Below are 14,152 nucleotides of genomic sequence, written 5' to 3'. Positions count from 1 at the left end.
CCGAAGCGCGCGGCCGCCTGTCGACGCGACGTCGCCCCGGCCGCGTCAACGACGCGTTCGCGTAGGTCCTGGCTGTAGGGTCGGCCCATGCCTTGCTCCTCATCGGGAGCGTACATTGAAGCAGCCCTACACCGCTGCGTGAACCCAGCACGTCCGATTCAGCTCAGCCCGAAAACGCTCTAATGCAGGGGATGGGGCGGCTCGACAGCATTGACGATCTTCGCGTCTTCGACGCCATCGTGCGCGCGGGCAGCCTGTCGCGGGCCGCACAGGAACTCGACGTCTCGCTCACCCTGGTTTCCAAGCGTCTCAAACGCCTGGAGGCGCAGCTCGGCGTCCGCCTGCTCCAGCGGACCACGCGTCAGCTCGGCCTGACCGAGGAGGGCCAGGAATTCCTTGGACGCTGCCGGCTGGCCCTGGATGCCATCCAGGCGGCGGAGGAGGTCTGCGGTGACGGCCACAGCGGGATCGTCCGCGTGACGGCCACGGCCGCCTTCGCGCAGCGGCAGATCCCGCCGCGCCTGCAACGCTTCCTCGCCCTCTATCCCAACATCTCAGTCCAGATTCTGACCAGCGACGACGTTCTCGATCTCGTGGAGCGCCGCATCGACCTGGCCATGAGGCAGGCCCCTTTGGCCGACAGCCGCCTCATCGCCCGTCCTCTCGTGCCCGACGCACGCGTTCTCTGCGCCTCTCCGGCCTATCTCGCAGAGGCCGGCACACCGCGAGATCCGTTCGATCTGACCAAGCATGCCTGTTTGACGGTGGGCGATCCGCCACCGACCCAGTGGCGGCTTTGGCGCGGTGAGGAGTCGGTTGAGGTCTCGATACGCTCGGTAGCCGGCGGCAATGATGGCGAGATCTGCCACGTCGGCGCGCTGGCAGATCTGGGCATCGCGATGAAGGCGGCCTGGGATGTGGTCGACGACGTACGTGCGGGAGGCCTCGTGCGCATCCTGCCGGAATGGTGGGGCGGGACAGACCGATGGGTCCGCATCGTCTACCCGGCGCGCCTGCATCAGCCCCGCCGGGTCCGCGCCTTCATCGCCTTCATGGAGGACGAGATGATGCAAGCGCTGGTCACGAGCGCGGATCTCGGCCTGTTCGAGGCTTCGGCGCTGGCCAAGCTGCAGCCGCGTGTCGGAACTGCCCTGCGCTGTCCCAGGCTCGGCCTCGGCGAGGCGGGACCAGGCTGACAGAGGCGCATCGGAAAAGCTCGTCAGAGTGCTGTGATCAGCGTGACCGTTCTCCGGACAATCTCGGGGTTATGGGCGAAAGAGACCGGCCAGTCGCGGCGTTACGCCCATCAGTCGTTCACACTCTGCAACTCCCGGCCGTGACGACCAACTCGCCGCGCTGGAGGAGGCCGGTTCCGGACTCGTGATTACCCCCGGCCGAACATCGGATCGGCTACGGTCTGGTTCGCGCGCGAGACCGGGGTCCTGCCGTTGGGGCCTTCCGGTTCATGAGAGACAACCAGGCCGAGTTTCCGGTTGCCGTGATGGCCCGCGTCCTCATTACGTGGGGGAGGGTAGGGCACTGGGCGGATTGCGGGGTAGTGGGCAGAGAACCGAAAGGATCAGCAGATGGTGTTGTATCCCGACTGGAAGCACCTCAGCTCGGAGTCACCATTTCGGTGCAATGACCTTCTCCTGGTGCGGGCGCCGATCTGGCCATTGTGCGCTCTCGACGGCGGGGCAAACGCTAATCCCGCCGACACGTTGCTACTTTAGGGCGAGGCTGCGTTGGAGAGCGTCAACGCTGCAGATAAGCTATCCGCACGGTAGGGGAGGGCGCCGCCACGGCTGAAAAGTGCCCTGCCCTAACCCCCAGATGATCTGACCCCGTGAGAACGCGGGCCAGCGAACGCACCCGTTGCGGGAGGTGTTCAACGGGTTGCGCTACGTGGTGAAGACGGGCGCGCCGTGGCGCTGGATGCCCCACGACCTGCCGCCTTAGGCGGCGGTCTACCAGCAGGCGCAACGCTGGCTGTCCGCGGGTCGCTTTGAGCAACTGGCCGAGGACCTTTGCGCCGTGCTGCGCCTGGCGGCCGGGCGCGAGGCCGAGCCGTCGGCGGCCATCCTCGACAGCCGGACGCTGCGAGCGTTGCCTGAGAGCGGCGAGCGGGCCGGCTACGACGGGGCCAAGCGCAAGCAGGGCTCGAAGCTGCACATGGCGGTGGATACGCTCGGCCATCTCCTGGCCCTGCACGTCACGCCGGCCAACGCCGATGACCGTGCCCAGGTCGAGCGTCTGGCCAAGGCCGTGCAGGCGGCCACCGGCGACAGCGTCGAGGTCGCCTTCGTCGATCAGAACTACACCGGCCAGACACCGGCCGCAGCTGCGCGCCGACACGGCATCGAACTGGAGGTGGTGAAGCTGCCCGAGGCTAAGCGCGGCTTTGTGCTGCTGCCCCGGCGCTGGGTCGTGCAGCGCTCCTTTGCCTGGGCCACCCGCTTCCGCCGGCTCGTCAGAGACTACGAGCTCTATGCCACCACGGTGGCCGACCTACACATCGTCGCCTTTGTCTGCCTCATGCTCAAAAAGGCCGCCTTACTGGTAGCCAGTTCATGACAGCCTCTAGCGGCCCGTCGCATATAGCAAAAATTAAGTTCTCTAGCTGATGGGGTTGATGCAAGCGCCATAACTCTCATATGTGAATCAAATATCTGCCACAATTTTGCTGATAATTCACTGTGTTGTTTTGCTGCACTATCGAGGCACGCTGCTTTTGTCTTGGCTGTTCGCGCCATCCCGGTGATGGGAGTGTGGGATCAGAATCATGAGAAAGCTTCTTCTTGCATCAACCGTTCTCGCCGGCATGACTGCCGTCGCTGCTGCTGCCGATCTTCCGCGGCGTGCCGAGCCCCCGCCGGTCTTCACCCCGGTTCCAGTCTTCACCTGGACAGGCTTCTACGCCGGCTTCAACGTCGGCTACGCCTTCGACACGGGCCGCCAGCAGGGCAACGCCTTCGTCATCGGTCCTCCTTTCGCGCCGGCCGGCACAATTGCCACGTTCCGCAACGACAGCCAGGACGGTTTCACCGGCGGCGGTCAGATCGGCTATAATTGGCAGCTTACCCCCGGCTCGGGCGTCGTGTTCGGCATCGAGGCCGATGCGCAGTACCTCGATTTCGGTCGGGATCGCCGCGCCGCGGTAATTACCGGCGGTCCGCTCGCTGCTGGCTTCTCGGTGGTCGACCCGCGGGGCCTGTCGAGCCTCGACTTCTTCGGCACCGTGCGCGGCCGCCTCGGCTACGCCTTCGATCGCATCCTTGTGTACGGCACCGGTGGCTTCGCCTACGGTTCGGGTAGCACGGATCGCTCCTTTGGCGGCTTCAACGGAAACGACGATTTTCGTACTGGCTGGGCAGCTGGTGGTGGCGTCGAGTGGGCGCTGGCGAACGACTCGTTTCTGAACTTCTTCCGCTCGTCGGCTGTGACATTCAAGATCGAGGGTCTGTATGTAAGCCTCGACCGCGGGACCCGTGGCCAGGGCGCCTTTATCATCAGCAACGCGACCAACACCCCAGTCGTCTTCAATGCCGTCGGTCAACGCGACGACGAATTTGCCGTCGTTCGCGCCGGCGTAAACTACAAATTCGGCTCATATTGAGCCGACTGGTTGGCTCGAGCATCCCCAGCCCGATCAAACTGGCCTGCTGAGCCAAGGAACGCCCTGGGGATTCGGTTCCCAGGGTGTTTCTGCTTTCCCAGAGTCAAGCGTAGTGGGGAAGGGGGGCGATATGACCTGACATGCCTGTGGTTCCCCGCGATACGTTGCTGGCCATCTCACCATCGCCTCTTCTGATGAAGTCCACCGTGCTTTGGCGGTCAGTCCCGAGTGGGCGGCAGCGTTGCGGTGCGGAGCGGCGTGACTGCACGGCACCATGCCACGGGGGCACAGCACGGCGACGCCTGCTCTGGCCAAGCGAGCATCACTGGCCTACAGCATGGGAAGCCGACGCGGCCGCGGACCAAGTGGGAACGCCGTGTCAAGCCGGGCGAGCTCGGCTTCCGTTAGGGAGAGCGCGCCGGCGCCCGCGTTGTCGGCGGCGTGCTCGGGGCTCGACGCCTTGGGGATCGTGAAGGAAGACGACCGCCGCACCAGGAAGCGGAGCGCCACTTGGCGCGCGGTCGCGCCGTGGTTTGATGCGATGTCCTCCAAAACGTGGCCGCCCGGCGTGCGCGGGCCGGGGAAGCTGCCATGGCCGAATGGGCTGTAGGCGACTACGGCGATCCCATGCTCCTCACACCAGGGCGCTACGGCGTGCTCGATCGCGCGCTCCTCAAGGTGGTAGAGTACCTGGTTGCAAGCGATGCGGCCCTCGCCCCCAGCTTTCCACGCGACGTCGAGATCGGCGACGTCGAAGTTGCTAACCCCCCAAGACAGGATCTTGCCCTGCTCGCGGAGCCGCTCGAAGCCGGCAAAGGTGTCATCGAGCGGGTGCGAGCCAGGCCAGTGCAGGAGGTAGCAGTCCAGTCTGTCGGTGCGCAGGCGCGCGAGCGAGCGCTCGCAAGCCGCCACGGTTCCGGCACGCGAGGCGTTGTTGGGAAGGACCTTGGAGACAAGGAAAAGCTCGTCGCGCCGTCCGGTGATCGCCTCGCCAACGACGGTCTCGGCGTCGCCGTACATCTCGGCGGTGTCGATGTGGGTCATGCCGAGATCAAGGCCGCGGCGCAGGCCAGCGACCGCGGTCGGCCGGTGCGCGTCGTCGATGTACCAAGTTCCCTGGCCGATCACCGCAACCTCGCGCGGTACAGGACCGAATGAGCGTCGTTCCATGCTCTCCTCTCCTGGCGAAGAAGGCGCGCGCTTCGCAGCGCCGGCTGGGTCAGCGGATCTCACTCGGCCGCTGTCTGTCGCAATTGCCTGCGTGCGCTCGCGAACAGGTTGAGCACCTCCGGGTTGAAGGCTGGGATGTCGTCGGGCTGGCGGCTCGTGGCTAGGCCCTGATCGACGCCGACCTGTTGATCGACCCACTCTGCCCCGGCGTTCTTGAGGTCGGTCTTCAGCGACGGCCAGGAGGTCAGGCGCCGTCCGCGGGCGGCACCCGCCTCGATGATGGTCCAAGGGCCGTGGCAGATCGAGGCCACGGGCTTGCCAGCGTCGAAGAAGGCCTTCACGAACGCGACCGCGTCGGGCAGCGTACGGAGCTTGTCGGGGTTGATGACGCCGCCCGGCAGTAGGAGAGCGTCGAAATTTTCGGGCCGGGCACTGTCGAGTGGCATGTCCACCGGGAACGTGTCGCCCCATTCTGTGAACTTCCAGGCCTTCACTTGGCCGTCCTTAGGCGACACGAGCTGGGTCTCGGCGCCTGACGCGTCGAGCGCGTTGCGCGGCTCGGTCATCTCGACCTGCTCGAAACCGTCCGTCACCAGAATCGCGACGTTCAGGCCATTGAGGGTTACAGAAGCCATGTTCGTGCCTCCGTTCGACAAGGATTGGGTTCTTCGATGGAAGCGGCTCTTGTGGGATGGTGCTCACTGCCCGCTCAGACGCACCGGGCTGTTCGAGGAGAAGACGTGGCCGCCGCTCAAGGACAGTGCGCTCGGGATCGGCCACCGGCGCACGCAACAGCCGCAGCCGGTGGGATGGCGCGCCTTTGTGGCACGTTGGCTGCTGACATCATGTTCGTTCGAGGGGAGGGCGGTGCGCCGGGTCGGGGCCATGCCGGTGATGGCGGGCGCTCTGAGCAGCGTTCGCGACGCCCCGGCCCCGCATTCCGGGCAGGCGCACGGGTCCTGGAACTGCGACATGGGCCGCAACCTCCGCACGCGTAGTCGTAGATCAGCATGGCATCCTTGATGCGCGAGGGCGGTGGATGCAGCGGCCGCGAAGTTGGCCATGGTCACCCCCCATTGGCATGGGCAGGCTTGCGACGGGCGGCAGCTGCTACGGCGCGAATACCGCGCGCACGCAGCCGTCCGTCTTGTGCTTGAACATGTCGTAGCCGCGCGGTCCGTCCTCGAGCGAGAAGCGGTGGGTGGCGAGGTAGGCCGGGTTGAGCTCGCCCCTCTCCGCATGCGCGAGCAGCCGATCCATGTAGGCCTGCCCGTGCTGCTGGGCGGTACGCACTGTCATGCCCTTGTTCATGATGACGCCCATCGGGAACTTGTCGATCAGCCCGTAGACGCCGAGCACCGAAAGCGTGCCGCCCTTGCGGCAGGCCATGACGGCCTCGCGGAGCGCCTGGGCGCGGTCCGTCTCCAGCCGCAAGGCCTGCTTCACCCGGTCGTAGGCGTATTGGGATCCGGTGCCGTGCGCCTCCATCCCGACAGCGTCGATGCAGGCGTCTGGCCCGCGCCCGCCCGTCATCTCCTTTAAGGCTTCCAGGACGCTGTGCGCTTGTGTGTAGTCGATCGTCTCGGAGCCGGCGTGCTCGCGCGCCATCCGCAGCCGCTCGGGGAAACGGTCGATCGCGATCACCCGCTCGGCACCCATCAGCCGCGCGCTCTGCTGCGCCATCAGGCCCACGCCGCCGCAGCCCCACACCGCGACCGTGTCGCCCGGCTGGATGCCGCAGAAGTCGGCGCCCATGTAGCCCGTCGGTGCGGCATCGGAGAGGAACAAAGCCGTCTCGTCCGCGACGCCGTCGGGCACTTTGAAGCAGTCCACGTCGACATGAGGCACGCGGATATACTCGGCGTGCGACCCCGCATACCCGCCGAAGGCATGCGTGTAGCCGTAGATGCCGGCGGTTGGATAGCCGAGCAGCGGCTCCTGCAGTTCCGGCTTCGGGTGGGTACAGTCGCACAGCGAGAAGAGCTTCTGCTGGCAATACCAGCACTGACCGCAGGCAATGAACGAGGGGACGACGACCCGGTCGCCTTTCTTCACCTGTTTCACCTCCGGCCCGACCTCGACGACCTCGCCCATGAATTCGTGGCCGATCACGTCGCCGGCCTTCATGGTCGGGATGTAGCCGTCGATGAAATGCAGGTCCGAGCCGCAGGTGGTCGATAACCTGATCTTCAGGATGGCGTCGCGAGGGTTGACGATCTCGGGATCCTTGACGCTTCCGACGCGCAGGTCGTTGACGCCGTTCCAGTAGAGCGCGCGCATGACCTAGGCTCCTCAGCGGGAATCGTGCCGGGCCGCCGGCTGACGATCGGTGGTGGGAATCTCACCTGTCAGGACGAGGCTCTTGAAGAAGTGCAGCGCTTTCGACGCGAGCTCTTTCGGCACGACGCCATCGAAGAAGCGGGCGGCCACGTCGCCGAGCATGCCCCCGGGCGGATCGAAGTGGACGCGCAACGTGGTGATCGTGCCACGACCACCGGGCGCCGCGCGGAAGCGGACCTCGCACTCGGTGACAAGTGCGCCAGCGCCGCCCGAGCTTGCGCGGATCAACTCGTCAGGCCGCTCTTCACTGATCTGCATGACCCAGGCCCGGCTTTGGCCGAGCGGGCCGTCGGCGCGCCACTCGCTCTGTCCGTCTCCGGTGGGGCGAATCTCGGCCAAGAACGCCATGATGCACGGCAGGGTCGCCGGATCTCGCCAAGCCCGATAGAGTTCGTCGGCGGGGCGCTCGATGGTGATGGAATACTCGACCTCGGGCTCCTCGCTCCAGCCGTTTGCAGCTTCGGTCTCTCTCGTGCGCCCTCGACTTGGCTTGGCGAGCTGCTGGGCGCCGAGGACGGCAAGAGCAGCCACGCCAGCTGCACTCGCCAGCGCCCATCCGACTCCGCCGAAGCCGGACCCCGAGTGCTCACGCGAGCCGGCCGAAACGCGATAATGCTCCTTTGGGTCGCGCGTTCTCACGTTGCCGTATCGATCAGCCATGGGTCACCCCGTTGGTCAGATTGCTGCGACGTGCGGACTCGCGTGATGGTCAGGCGGCGTGTTGGGATGCGGAGCGAACGACTCCGAACAGCGCAACCACCTTGGTAACCACCTTGCCGTTGAAGAACGTCGGCTGGAGTCGCTTGGTTTGATAAGGGGTGTCCCTAAGGATGTTCCCGTTGTCTGCGGGAGCCGGCAAGCTTCGCGCAGCGCCGACGTCATCCGCTGGATCTCTGACGCCTCGCAGGGCGATCAGGCGGGCACGTCAATCTGACGGCTTCAATCCGGCAGTTGCAGCTATCTTCAAAAGCTGGGACGGCGTCTCGGCGCCGGGCCGCTCCATCAAGCGCTCACGACGAACGTCGACCGTGCGCGGACTGATCCCCATCCTCTTGGCGATAAGCTTGTTGGTGCCTCCGCCAAGCACGCCCTCAAGCACTTCGCGCTCACGAGTTGAGAGTTGAGTGCTGTCCAGGCGTTGTCACTTCAGCGAATCCGAGAGGTGACCATGGCTACGCGGACATCGAGGGGCACGGCCTCATCGGCAACCTGCGCACGACCGCCCTGGTGTGCGCCAACGGCACCATCGACTTCTTCTGCTACCCGCGCTTCGACCCACTCAGCGTGTTCGCCCGGTGGTTGTCGGCGAACTGGATGCCGTTACCCGTCAGCACTGTGTGGATCGTGTATGGCACGGCGGCGACCAGATCATGTAGAAAGGCTGCCGCAATCCGCTGCGTCGCCTTCCCATGCAGTTGAAAGCGGCATCGAGAGGCCGCATGCCGCCCGTTCGTCGCGCCGACCGGCACCGTGCTTCGTGCCTGCTGCACGCGCCGGTGCCGGTCATCCCGAGACGGTCGCGAATTCGAGACGGATCCCGCCCGGCATGGCGCAGATGAAATGATGCGTAGACGAGCCTTCCCGCATCGGACCTGGCGCGAACTCGATCATGACGCCGGGATGCGCTCGGACACGTTCGTAGGCCAGTGCCAGCGCGGCGTGGTCGGCAACGCCGAGAGCGAGATGATGTAGACCGACATGGGCGCGGCGGTCGAAGGGCGCCGCGCCCCCGGGATCGGCGACCCGCCACAGCGTCACCATCGTCGCGCCGTCGGAGACGAAGACGGCCGGGTAGGACGGCACGCCGCCGACCACGGACCAGCCGAGCGCCTCCACGAAGAAGTGTTCGGCCGCGGGCAGGTCGGGCACCGCGAGGCCGACATGGTGGACCCCTCGCGTCACGGCGTTCGGCACGGCGTTCGGCATAGCGTTCGTCATGCGGCTTCTCCCTTGAGGCGCGCGAGTTCGGCGCGAAGGCTGGCGTTCTCGGCGAGCAGCGGGCCGACTTCCCGCGCGATGTCGGCGCGCGTGAAGCGCGGCTCGATGAACTGGGGGCAGTTCCAGTCGAAGCCCGCGACATCGATCAGGAAGGCGGCCTCGGCCCGCGGAGCCGCCGGATGCGAGACCCGCGCGACGAGAGCGGGATCGTCACCGGTCGTGACGATGCGGGCCCGGCCGATGAGCTTGAGGCGCCGCCGCGCCGCGTAGTCCATGGCGAAGAGGGCCACGCGCCCGTCCTCGCTCAGGTTGCCACGCGAGATGAACTGGCGGTTGCCGGGGTAGTCGGCGAAGCCGATGCGGTTGTCGCCGAGGGATTGCACGAAACCGGGCGGGCCGCCGCGGTGCTGGATGTAGGGCCAGCCGTCCGACGTGACGCTGCCGACGTAGAGGCTGTCGCGTGCCGCGAGGAAGCTCAGTTCCCGCTCCGTCAGGGGATCCCGTGCGCCCGGCGCGGACTCCTCCCGACGGGCATAGCTGGCCCGCGAGCCGGCACGGATCTGGAGCGCGCGCGCCGCGTCCCCGAACAGGGTGTGAAAGTAGGCGTTGGGCATGGCGGAAACCTAATCCCTTCACGCAGCGGCGATAACAGGCCAGGATCGGACTTCAGAATTCCGCTGAATGGAACGATCGATGGACCGGTTCGCGGCGCTCAGCACCTTCGTCGCGGTTGCCGAGCGGGGCGGCTTCGCCGCAGCCGGCCGCCATCTCGGCCTGTCGCCGCCGGCCGTGACGCGCGCCGTCGCGGCACTCGAACGCCATCTCGGCGTCGCGCTGTTCCGCCGCTCGACCCGCAGCGTGGCGCTGACGGAGGAGGGCGCGGCCCTGCTGGAGCGGGCCCGCGAAATCCTGGCCCAGCTGCGGGAGGCCGAGCATGCGGCGATGGGTGGGCAATCAGCCCCGCGCGGCGAGCTGCACGTGACGGCGCCGGTCGTCTTCGGTCGCCTGCATGTCCTGCCCGTGGTGATCGAGCTCCTCGCCGAGCACCCGGCGATGACCGCACGGCTCATGCTGCTCGACCGGAACATCCGGCTCGTGGAGGAGGGCATCGACGTGGCCGTCCGGATCGGGCCGCTGCGGGACAGCAGCCTCAGGGCCGTCGCCGTCGGCGCCGTGCGCCAAGTCCTCGTCGCGAGCCCGGGCTACTGGGCCAGACGTGGACGGCCCGCCACGCCCGGCGACCTTGCCGGGCACGACCTGATCGCGGGCGACAACATCCGGGCCGGCGCCCAGTGGCGCTTCGGCCGACGCGCCGCCGGCATCCCGGTCGCGGCGCGGCTGACGGTGAACGCGGTCGACGCCCAGCTCTCCGCCGCAGCCGCCGGGCTCGGGATCGCGAACGTCCTGAGCTATCAGGCGGAAGCGGGTCTCGCCGCCGGCACGCTGGAGAGCGTGCTGGACGACCACGCGCCGCCGGCCCTTCCGGTGCATCTGCTCTACCATGCGGGTCGCGCGCGGATGCCGGCCCTGCGCCTTCTCGTCGAGGGCATGCGCGAGCGCGCACGGTCCGGGGCGTGGGCCTGAGGCGCCGTATCCGATCGGGCGCGCCTCAGGCGGCCAACCCCATGAAGCCGCGCATCGGGGCTGGATTCGCCCGGAGGTCGGCGGCCTGCCCCTCGTAGACGATGTGGCCGTTGTTGAAGCCGTAGACCCGGTCGGCGAGGTCCAGCACCGCCGACACGTTCTGCTCGACGATGACGATGGTGCGGCCCTCGGCGGCGAGCCGCCTGGTCAGCGCCACGAGATCGAGCACGATCAGGGGGGCGAGCCCCTCGAACGGCTCGTCGAGCAGGAGGAGCGTGGGGTCGCGGATCAGCGCCCGGGCGATCGAGAGCATCTGCTGCTCACCGCCCGAGAGCGTTCGCCCGCGCGAGGCGCGGCGCTCCTTCAGGCGCGGGAAGACCTCCCAGATCCGGTCGAGCGGCCAGGGCTTCCCGGCGGTGAGCCGGGCCACGCGCAGGTTCTCCTCGACGGTGAGGCCGCCGAAGACGGCGCGCTCCTCCGGCACGAGCTGCATGCCGGCGCGGGCGATGCGGGCGGGCGGCAGGCCGTGGATCGGCAGGCCCGCGAGGCGGATCGCTCCTGTGCGGGGTTTGAGCACGCCCATCAGCGTGCGCAGGGTCGTCGTCTTGCCAGCGCCGTTGCGCCCGAGGAGCGCCACGACCTCGTTCTGCTCGACCCGCAGCGAGACGTCAAACAGAACGTGGGAATCGCCGTAGAGGGCGTCGATACCCTCGACCTCAAGCAGGCTCATGGGTGCTCTCCCGCGTCTCGGCCGCGTCCGCCTGCACGGCGCCGAGATAGGCCTTCTGCACGGCCGGGTCCCGGCGCACCGCCTCCGATGGACCGTCGGCGAGGAGACGCCCCTCGCTCAACACCGTGATCCGTTCGGCCAGCCCGAACACCGCGTCCAGGTCGTGCTCGACCAGCACCACGGTACAGGAGCGGCCGATCCGCCGGATCAGCGCGCAGGTCGCCGCCCGCTCCGAGAGGCTCATGCCGGCGAGCGGCTCGTCGAGGAGAAGGACGTTCGGGCTGGTGGCCAGCGCCATGCCGATCTCCAACCGGCGCTTCTCGCCGTAGGCCAGGACGCTGGCCGGGGTGTCGGCGCGCTCCGTGAGGTCGAGGACGGTGAGCATCGCCGCGACCTGCGCCTCGACCTCGGGCCGGCCGTCCGCCGGACGCAGCAGGTCGAGGCGGAAGCGGCCCCGCGAGCGGGAGAGGGCCGCGACCCGTAGATTCTCCTGCACGCTGAGCCCAAGGAAGAGCTGGTTGAGCTGGTTGCTCTTGGCGACGCCGCGCTGGGCGGCGCGGCTCACCCCCGAGCCGGTCAAGGGCGAGCCGAACAGCAGGACGGCGCCCGCGCTCGGCGCGACCTCGTCGGAGAGCATCTTGAACAGCGTGCTCTTGCCGGCCCCGTTCGGACCGATCACCGCGTGGATCGAGCCGCGCCGCACCCGGAAGCTGACGCCGTCGACCGCCTTCAGGCCGCCGTAGTGCCGGGCGAGCCCCTGCGCCTCAAGCGCGATCTCGGCCTCCGCTGCCCGCCCGTCGATCGCCGGGCGGGGAATGGCCAGGGCGACCTCTGCGGCAACTGGGGTAGCGGGTGTGGCAGGCGTGCCACCCGCGGCCTCGATCGCCGCGGTGCGGGCCCGAGCCATGCGCAGGGCCGCCGCGTCGCGGCGGACGCGCCAGCGGTGCAGGATCTCGCCGCAGATCCCCCGGCGCAGGCCCATGACGAGGCCGATGAAGGCGAGGCCGAGGACGAGCTTCCACAAGGGGCCGAAGCCCGGGATGAGCTGGAGGTTGTCGCGCAGCCAGAGCCAGAGAGCGGCGCCGACGAGCGGGCCGACCAGGGTGCCGACGCCGCCCACGATCGTCTGCACGACCAGTTGGCCCGAGGTCTCCAGCGCGAAGGCGTCGGGCGGCATGTAGCTCTGGAAGGGACCGAGCATCGCCCCGGCGAGCCCCGCGTAGAGCGCCGCGATGGCGAAGGCCGCGAGCTTGTAGGCCGGGACGTCGTGGCCGAGCATCGCCACACGGCCGGTATTCTCTTTCACGGCCCTGAGGATCAGGCCGACCGGCGAGCGGGCGATGCGCCGCGCCAGGACGAAGCCGAGGAAGAAGGCCGCGGCCAGCAGCGCATACATCGGCAGGCCCGCGGTGATGCGCACGGCGTAGGTCCCGAAGCCCAGCACCGGCACGGGTACGCCCGCGATACCGTTCTCCCCGCCCGTATAGTCCGAGAGCGGCCCGTTCTCGATGAAGTAGGCCATCTGGCCGAAGGCCAGGGTGATCATGGCGAAGTAGATGCCGATGCGCCGCACTGCGAGCCAGCCGACCGCAAGGCCGAGCACGCCTGCCGAGACTGTGCCGACCAGGAGCGCGAGCCAGACGCTCTGAATCGTGCCGGAGACCAGCAGGTAGGCGGCCACGAACCCGCCCATCCCGTAGAAGGCGGCCTGCCCGAACGAGAGGAGACCGGCGAGCCCGAACAGGATGTCGAGCCCGAGCCCGAACAGGGCCCAGTTGAGCGCGCGGCTGAGGAGATCGTGCGAGAAGCCGAGCGGCGGCAGCAGCACGGGTGCCACGGCGAGGACGGCGAGCAGCGCGAGTTCGACCAAGTGGGCGCGCGGATCGAGGCGGCGCATCAGACCCGCCCCTCCGTGCCGAACAGCCCCTGCGGACGCGCCACCAGGACGAGGGCCATCAACCCGTAGAGCATCACCTCCGAGTAGGCGGAATCGAAGGCGCTCGTCAGGCTGATGATCTCGCCCGCGATCAGTCCCCCGATCACCGCGCCCGGGAAGGAGCCGAGCCCGCCCAGCACAATCACCACGAAGGACTGCACCATGAAGCTCGCGCCCATGTCGGGCGTCACCGCGACGACCGGCGCGTAGAGCATGCCGGCGAGCCCCACCGCGACGATGCCGACCGCGAAGACGAACAGGAAGGTGCGCCGCACGTCGATGCCGAGGATGCCGACCATGCCGGCATTCTCGATGCCGGCCCGCACTACGAGCCCGACCGAGGTCCGGTAGAGCACGAGGTAGAGGCCGACGAGCAGCGCGGCGACGATGCCGATGAGTTGCAGGCGGTAGGTCGGGTAGATCATGAAGCCGAGCTTCGTCGCGCCGACGCCCCAGGACGGTACCGGCACCCGCTGGCTGTTGCCGCCGAAATAGGCTCGCAGGCCCTCCACCAGCACGATGCCGATGCCGTAGGTCACGAGGATCTGGTCCTCGTCGGGCCGGGCGTAGAAGTGCCGGATGACGAGCCGCTCCATCGCGAAGCCAACGATCAGCATCACGGCCGAGCCGCCGAGCAGCGCCAGCACGAAGGAGTGGGTTGCCTGCATCATCACGAAGGCGGTGTAGGCGCCGACCGCAAAGAGGGCACCGTGGGCGAAGTTGAGCACACCGAGCGTGCCCAGGATGATGGTGAGACCGCTGGCGACGAGCGCAAGCAGGCTGCCGAGGGCGAGGCCGTTGAAGGCCTGCGAGAGGAGCGCGGCGGTGCTCGGCATCG

13 protein-coding genes and 1 pseudogene are annotated in these 14,152 nt (G+C 68.0%); 4 read left to right on the top strand and 10 right to left on the bottom strand.

What is annotated here, in order from left to right; genetic code table 11:
• Positions 1-191: 191 nt before the first annotated feature.
• The 3 genes and pseudogenes from MFF54_RS11130 (at position 192) to MFF54_RS11120 (ending at position 3,616) form a co-directional block, all read left to right on the top strand.
• The gene (locus MFF54_RS11130; protein ID WP_238302835.1) at positions 192-1,196 is read left to right on the top strand and encodes a LysR family transcriptional regulator; all 1,005 of its coding nucleotides are present in this window, start codon (positions 192-194) and stop codon (positions 1,194-1,196) included.
• A gap of 649 nt (positions 1,197-1,845) precedes the next feature.
• Positions 1,846-2,574, top strand: a pseudogene (locus tag MFF54_RS11125) (IS5 family transposase); the annotation flags it as partial.
• A 208-nt stretch (positions 2,575-2,782) separates the two neighbouring features.
• Positions 2,783-3,616 carry an outer membrane protein gene (locus MFF54_RS11120; protein ID WP_238302834.1) on the top strand — a complete coding sequence of 278 codons (834 nt, stop codon included), beginning with the start codon at positions 2,783-2,785 and terminating at the stop codon, positions 3,614-3,616.
• Positions 3,617-3,946: 330 nt separating this feature from the next.
• Here MFF54_RS11120 and MFF54_RS11115 read toward each other — a convergent pair whose 3' ends face one another.
• The 7 genes from MFF54_RS11115 to MFF54_RS11085 all read right to left on the bottom strand — a co-directional run bounded on the left by MFF54_RS11115 (position 3,947) and on the right by MFF54_RS11085 (position 9,678).
• Positions 3,947-4,786 carry an aldo/keto reductase gene (locus MFF54_RS11115; protein ID WP_238302833.1) on the bottom strand — a complete coding sequence of 280 codons (840 nt, stop codon included), beginning with the start codon at positions 4,784-4,786 and terminating at the stop codon, positions 3,947-3,949.
• Positions 4,787-4,845: 59 nt separating this feature from the next.
• Positions 4,846-5,421 (bottom strand): type 1 glutamine amidotransferase domain-containing protein, encoded by a 576-nt coding sequence (locus MFF54_RS11110; protein ID WP_238302832.1) that lies wholly within the window; start codon positions 5,419-5,421, stop codon positions 4,846-4,848.
• A gap of 475 nt (positions 5,422-5,896) precedes the next feature.
• Positions 5,897-7,066 (bottom strand): zinc-dependent alcohol dehydrogenase, encoded by a 1,170-nt coding sequence (locus MFF54_RS11105; protein ID WP_238302830.1) that lies wholly within the window; start codon positions 7,064-7,066, stop codon positions 5,897-5,899.
• 12 nt (positions 7,067-7,078) lie between these two features.
• Complete coding sequence (locus MFF54_RS11100; protein ID WP_238302828.1) at positions 7,079-7,786, bottom strand: SRPBCC family protein; 708 nt, start codon at positions 7,784-7,786, stop codon at positions 7,079-7,081.
• Positions 7,787-8,051: 265 nt separating this feature from the next.
• Entirely contained in the window at positions 8,052-8,261 is a 210-nt protein-coding gene (locus MFF54_RS27785) for a LuxR C-terminal-related transcriptional regulator (protein ID WP_370880307.1), read from the bottom strand.
• A gap of 368 nt (positions 8,262-8,629) precedes the next feature.
• Entirely contained in the window at positions 8,630-9,064 is a 435-nt protein-coding gene (locus MFF54_RS11090; protein WP_238302826.1) for a VOC family protein, read from the bottom strand.
• A complete protein-coding gene (locus MFF54_RS11085; protein ID WP_238302824.1) occupies positions 9,061-9,678 on the bottom strand; it encodes a pyridoxamine 5'-phosphate oxidase family protein in 618 nt (205 codons plus the stop codon). Before MFF54_RS11085 ends, MFF54_RS11090 begins: the two co-directional genes overlap by 4 nt.
• Positions 9,679-9,757: 79 nt before the next feature.
• Between MFF54_RS11085 and MFF54_RS11080 the strand changes: the two genes are divergently transcribed.
• Complete coding sequence (locus MFF54_RS11080; RefSeq protein ID WP_238302822.1) at positions 9,758-10,648, top strand: LysR family transcriptional regulator; 891 nt, start codon at positions 9,758-9,760, stop codon at positions 10,646-10,648.
• A 25-nt stretch (positions 10,649-10,673) separates the two neighbouring features.
• Here the strand turns inward: MFF54_RS11080 and MFF54_RS11075 are convergent, their stop codons facing one another.
• The 3 genes from MFF54_RS11075 to MFF54_RS11065 are packed head-to-tail and all read right to left on the bottom strand — an operon-like array spanning position 10,674 to position 14,150.
• A complete protein-coding gene (locus tag MFF54_RS11075; RefSeq protein WP_238302821.1) occupies positions 10,674-11,378 on the bottom strand; it encodes an ABC transporter ATP-binding protein in 705 nt (234 codons plus the stop codon).
• A complete protein-coding gene (locus MFF54_RS11070; protein WP_238302819.1) occupies positions 11,365-13,275 on the bottom strand; it encodes a branched-chain amino acid ABC transporter ATP-binding protein/permease in 1,911 nt (636 codons plus the stop codon). Before MFF54_RS11070 ends, MFF54_RS11075 begins: the two co-directional genes overlap by 14 nt.
• Complete coding sequence (locus MFF54_RS11065) at positions 13,275-14,150, bottom strand: branched-chain amino acid ABC transporter permease (RefSeq protein WP_238302817.1); 876 nt, start codon at positions 14,148-14,150, stop codon at positions 13,275-13,277. The genes MFF54_RS11070 and MFF54_RS11065 overlap by 1 nt, the downstream gene beginning before the upstream one ends.
• Between the last annotated feature and the right edge of the window lie 2 nt (positions 14,151-14,152).

The sequence above is a fragment of the Methylobacterium gregans genome (assembly GCF_022179245.1).
GTDB lineage: Bacteria > Pseudomonadota > Alphaproteobacteria > Rhizobiales > Beijerinckiaceae > Methylobacterium > Methylobacterium gregans.
This window is presented reverse-complemented; position numbering and strand designations above follow the sequence as displayed.

Excerpts from the sequence above, each read along its gene's own strand:
- MFF54_RS11065 (WP_238302817.1), bottom strand. The coding sequence starts at position 14,150 with ATGCCGAGCACCGCCGCGCTCCTCTCGCAGGCCTTCAACGGCCTCGCC.
- MFF54_RS11085 (WP_238302824.1), bottom strand. The coding sequence starts at position 9,678 with ATGCCCAACGCCTACTTTCACACCCTGTTCGGGGACGCGGCGCGCGCG.
- MFF54_RS11120 (WP_238302834.1), top strand. The coding sequence starts at position 2,783 with ATGAGAAAGCTTCTTCTTGCATCAACCGTTCTCGCCGGCATGACTGCC.
- MFF54_RS11100 (WP_238302828.1), bottom strand. The coding sequence starts at position 7,786 with ATGGCTGATCGATACGGCAACGTGAGAACGCGCGACCCAAAGGAGCAT.
- MFF54_RS11110 (WP_238302832.1), bottom strand. The coding sequence starts at position 5,421 with ATGGCTTCTGTAACCCTCAATGGCCTGAACGTCGCGATTCTGGTGACG.
- MFF54_RS11105 (WP_238302830.1), bottom strand. The coding sequence starts at position 7,066 with ATGCGCGCGCTCTACTGGAACGGCGTCAACGACCTGCGCGTCGGAAGC.
- MFF54_RS11075 (WP_238302821.1), bottom strand. The coding sequence starts at position 11,378 with ATGAGCCTGCTTGAGGTCGAGGGTATCGACGCCCTCTACGGCGATTCC.
- MFF54_RS11115 (WP_238302833.1), bottom strand. The coding sequence starts at position 4,786 with ATGGAACGACGCTCATTCGGTCCTGTACCGCGCGAGGTTGCGGTGATC.
- MFF54_RS11080 (WP_238302822.1), top strand. The coding sequence starts at position 9,758 with ATGGACCGGTTCGCGGCGCTCAGCACCTTCGTCGCGGTTGCCGAGCGG.
- MFF54_RS11090 (WP_238302826.1), bottom strand. The coding sequence starts at position 9,064 with ATGACGAACGCTATGCCGAACGCCGTGCCGAACGCCGTGACGCGAGGG.
- MFF54_RS11130 (WP_238302835.1), top strand. The coding sequence starts at position 192 with ATGGGGCGGCTCGACAGCATTGACGATCTTCGCGTCTTCGACGCCATC.
- MFF54_RS11070 (WP_238302819.1), bottom strand. The coding sequence starts at position 13,275 with ATGCGCCGCCTCGATCCGCGCGCCCACTTGGTCGAACTCGCGCTGCTC.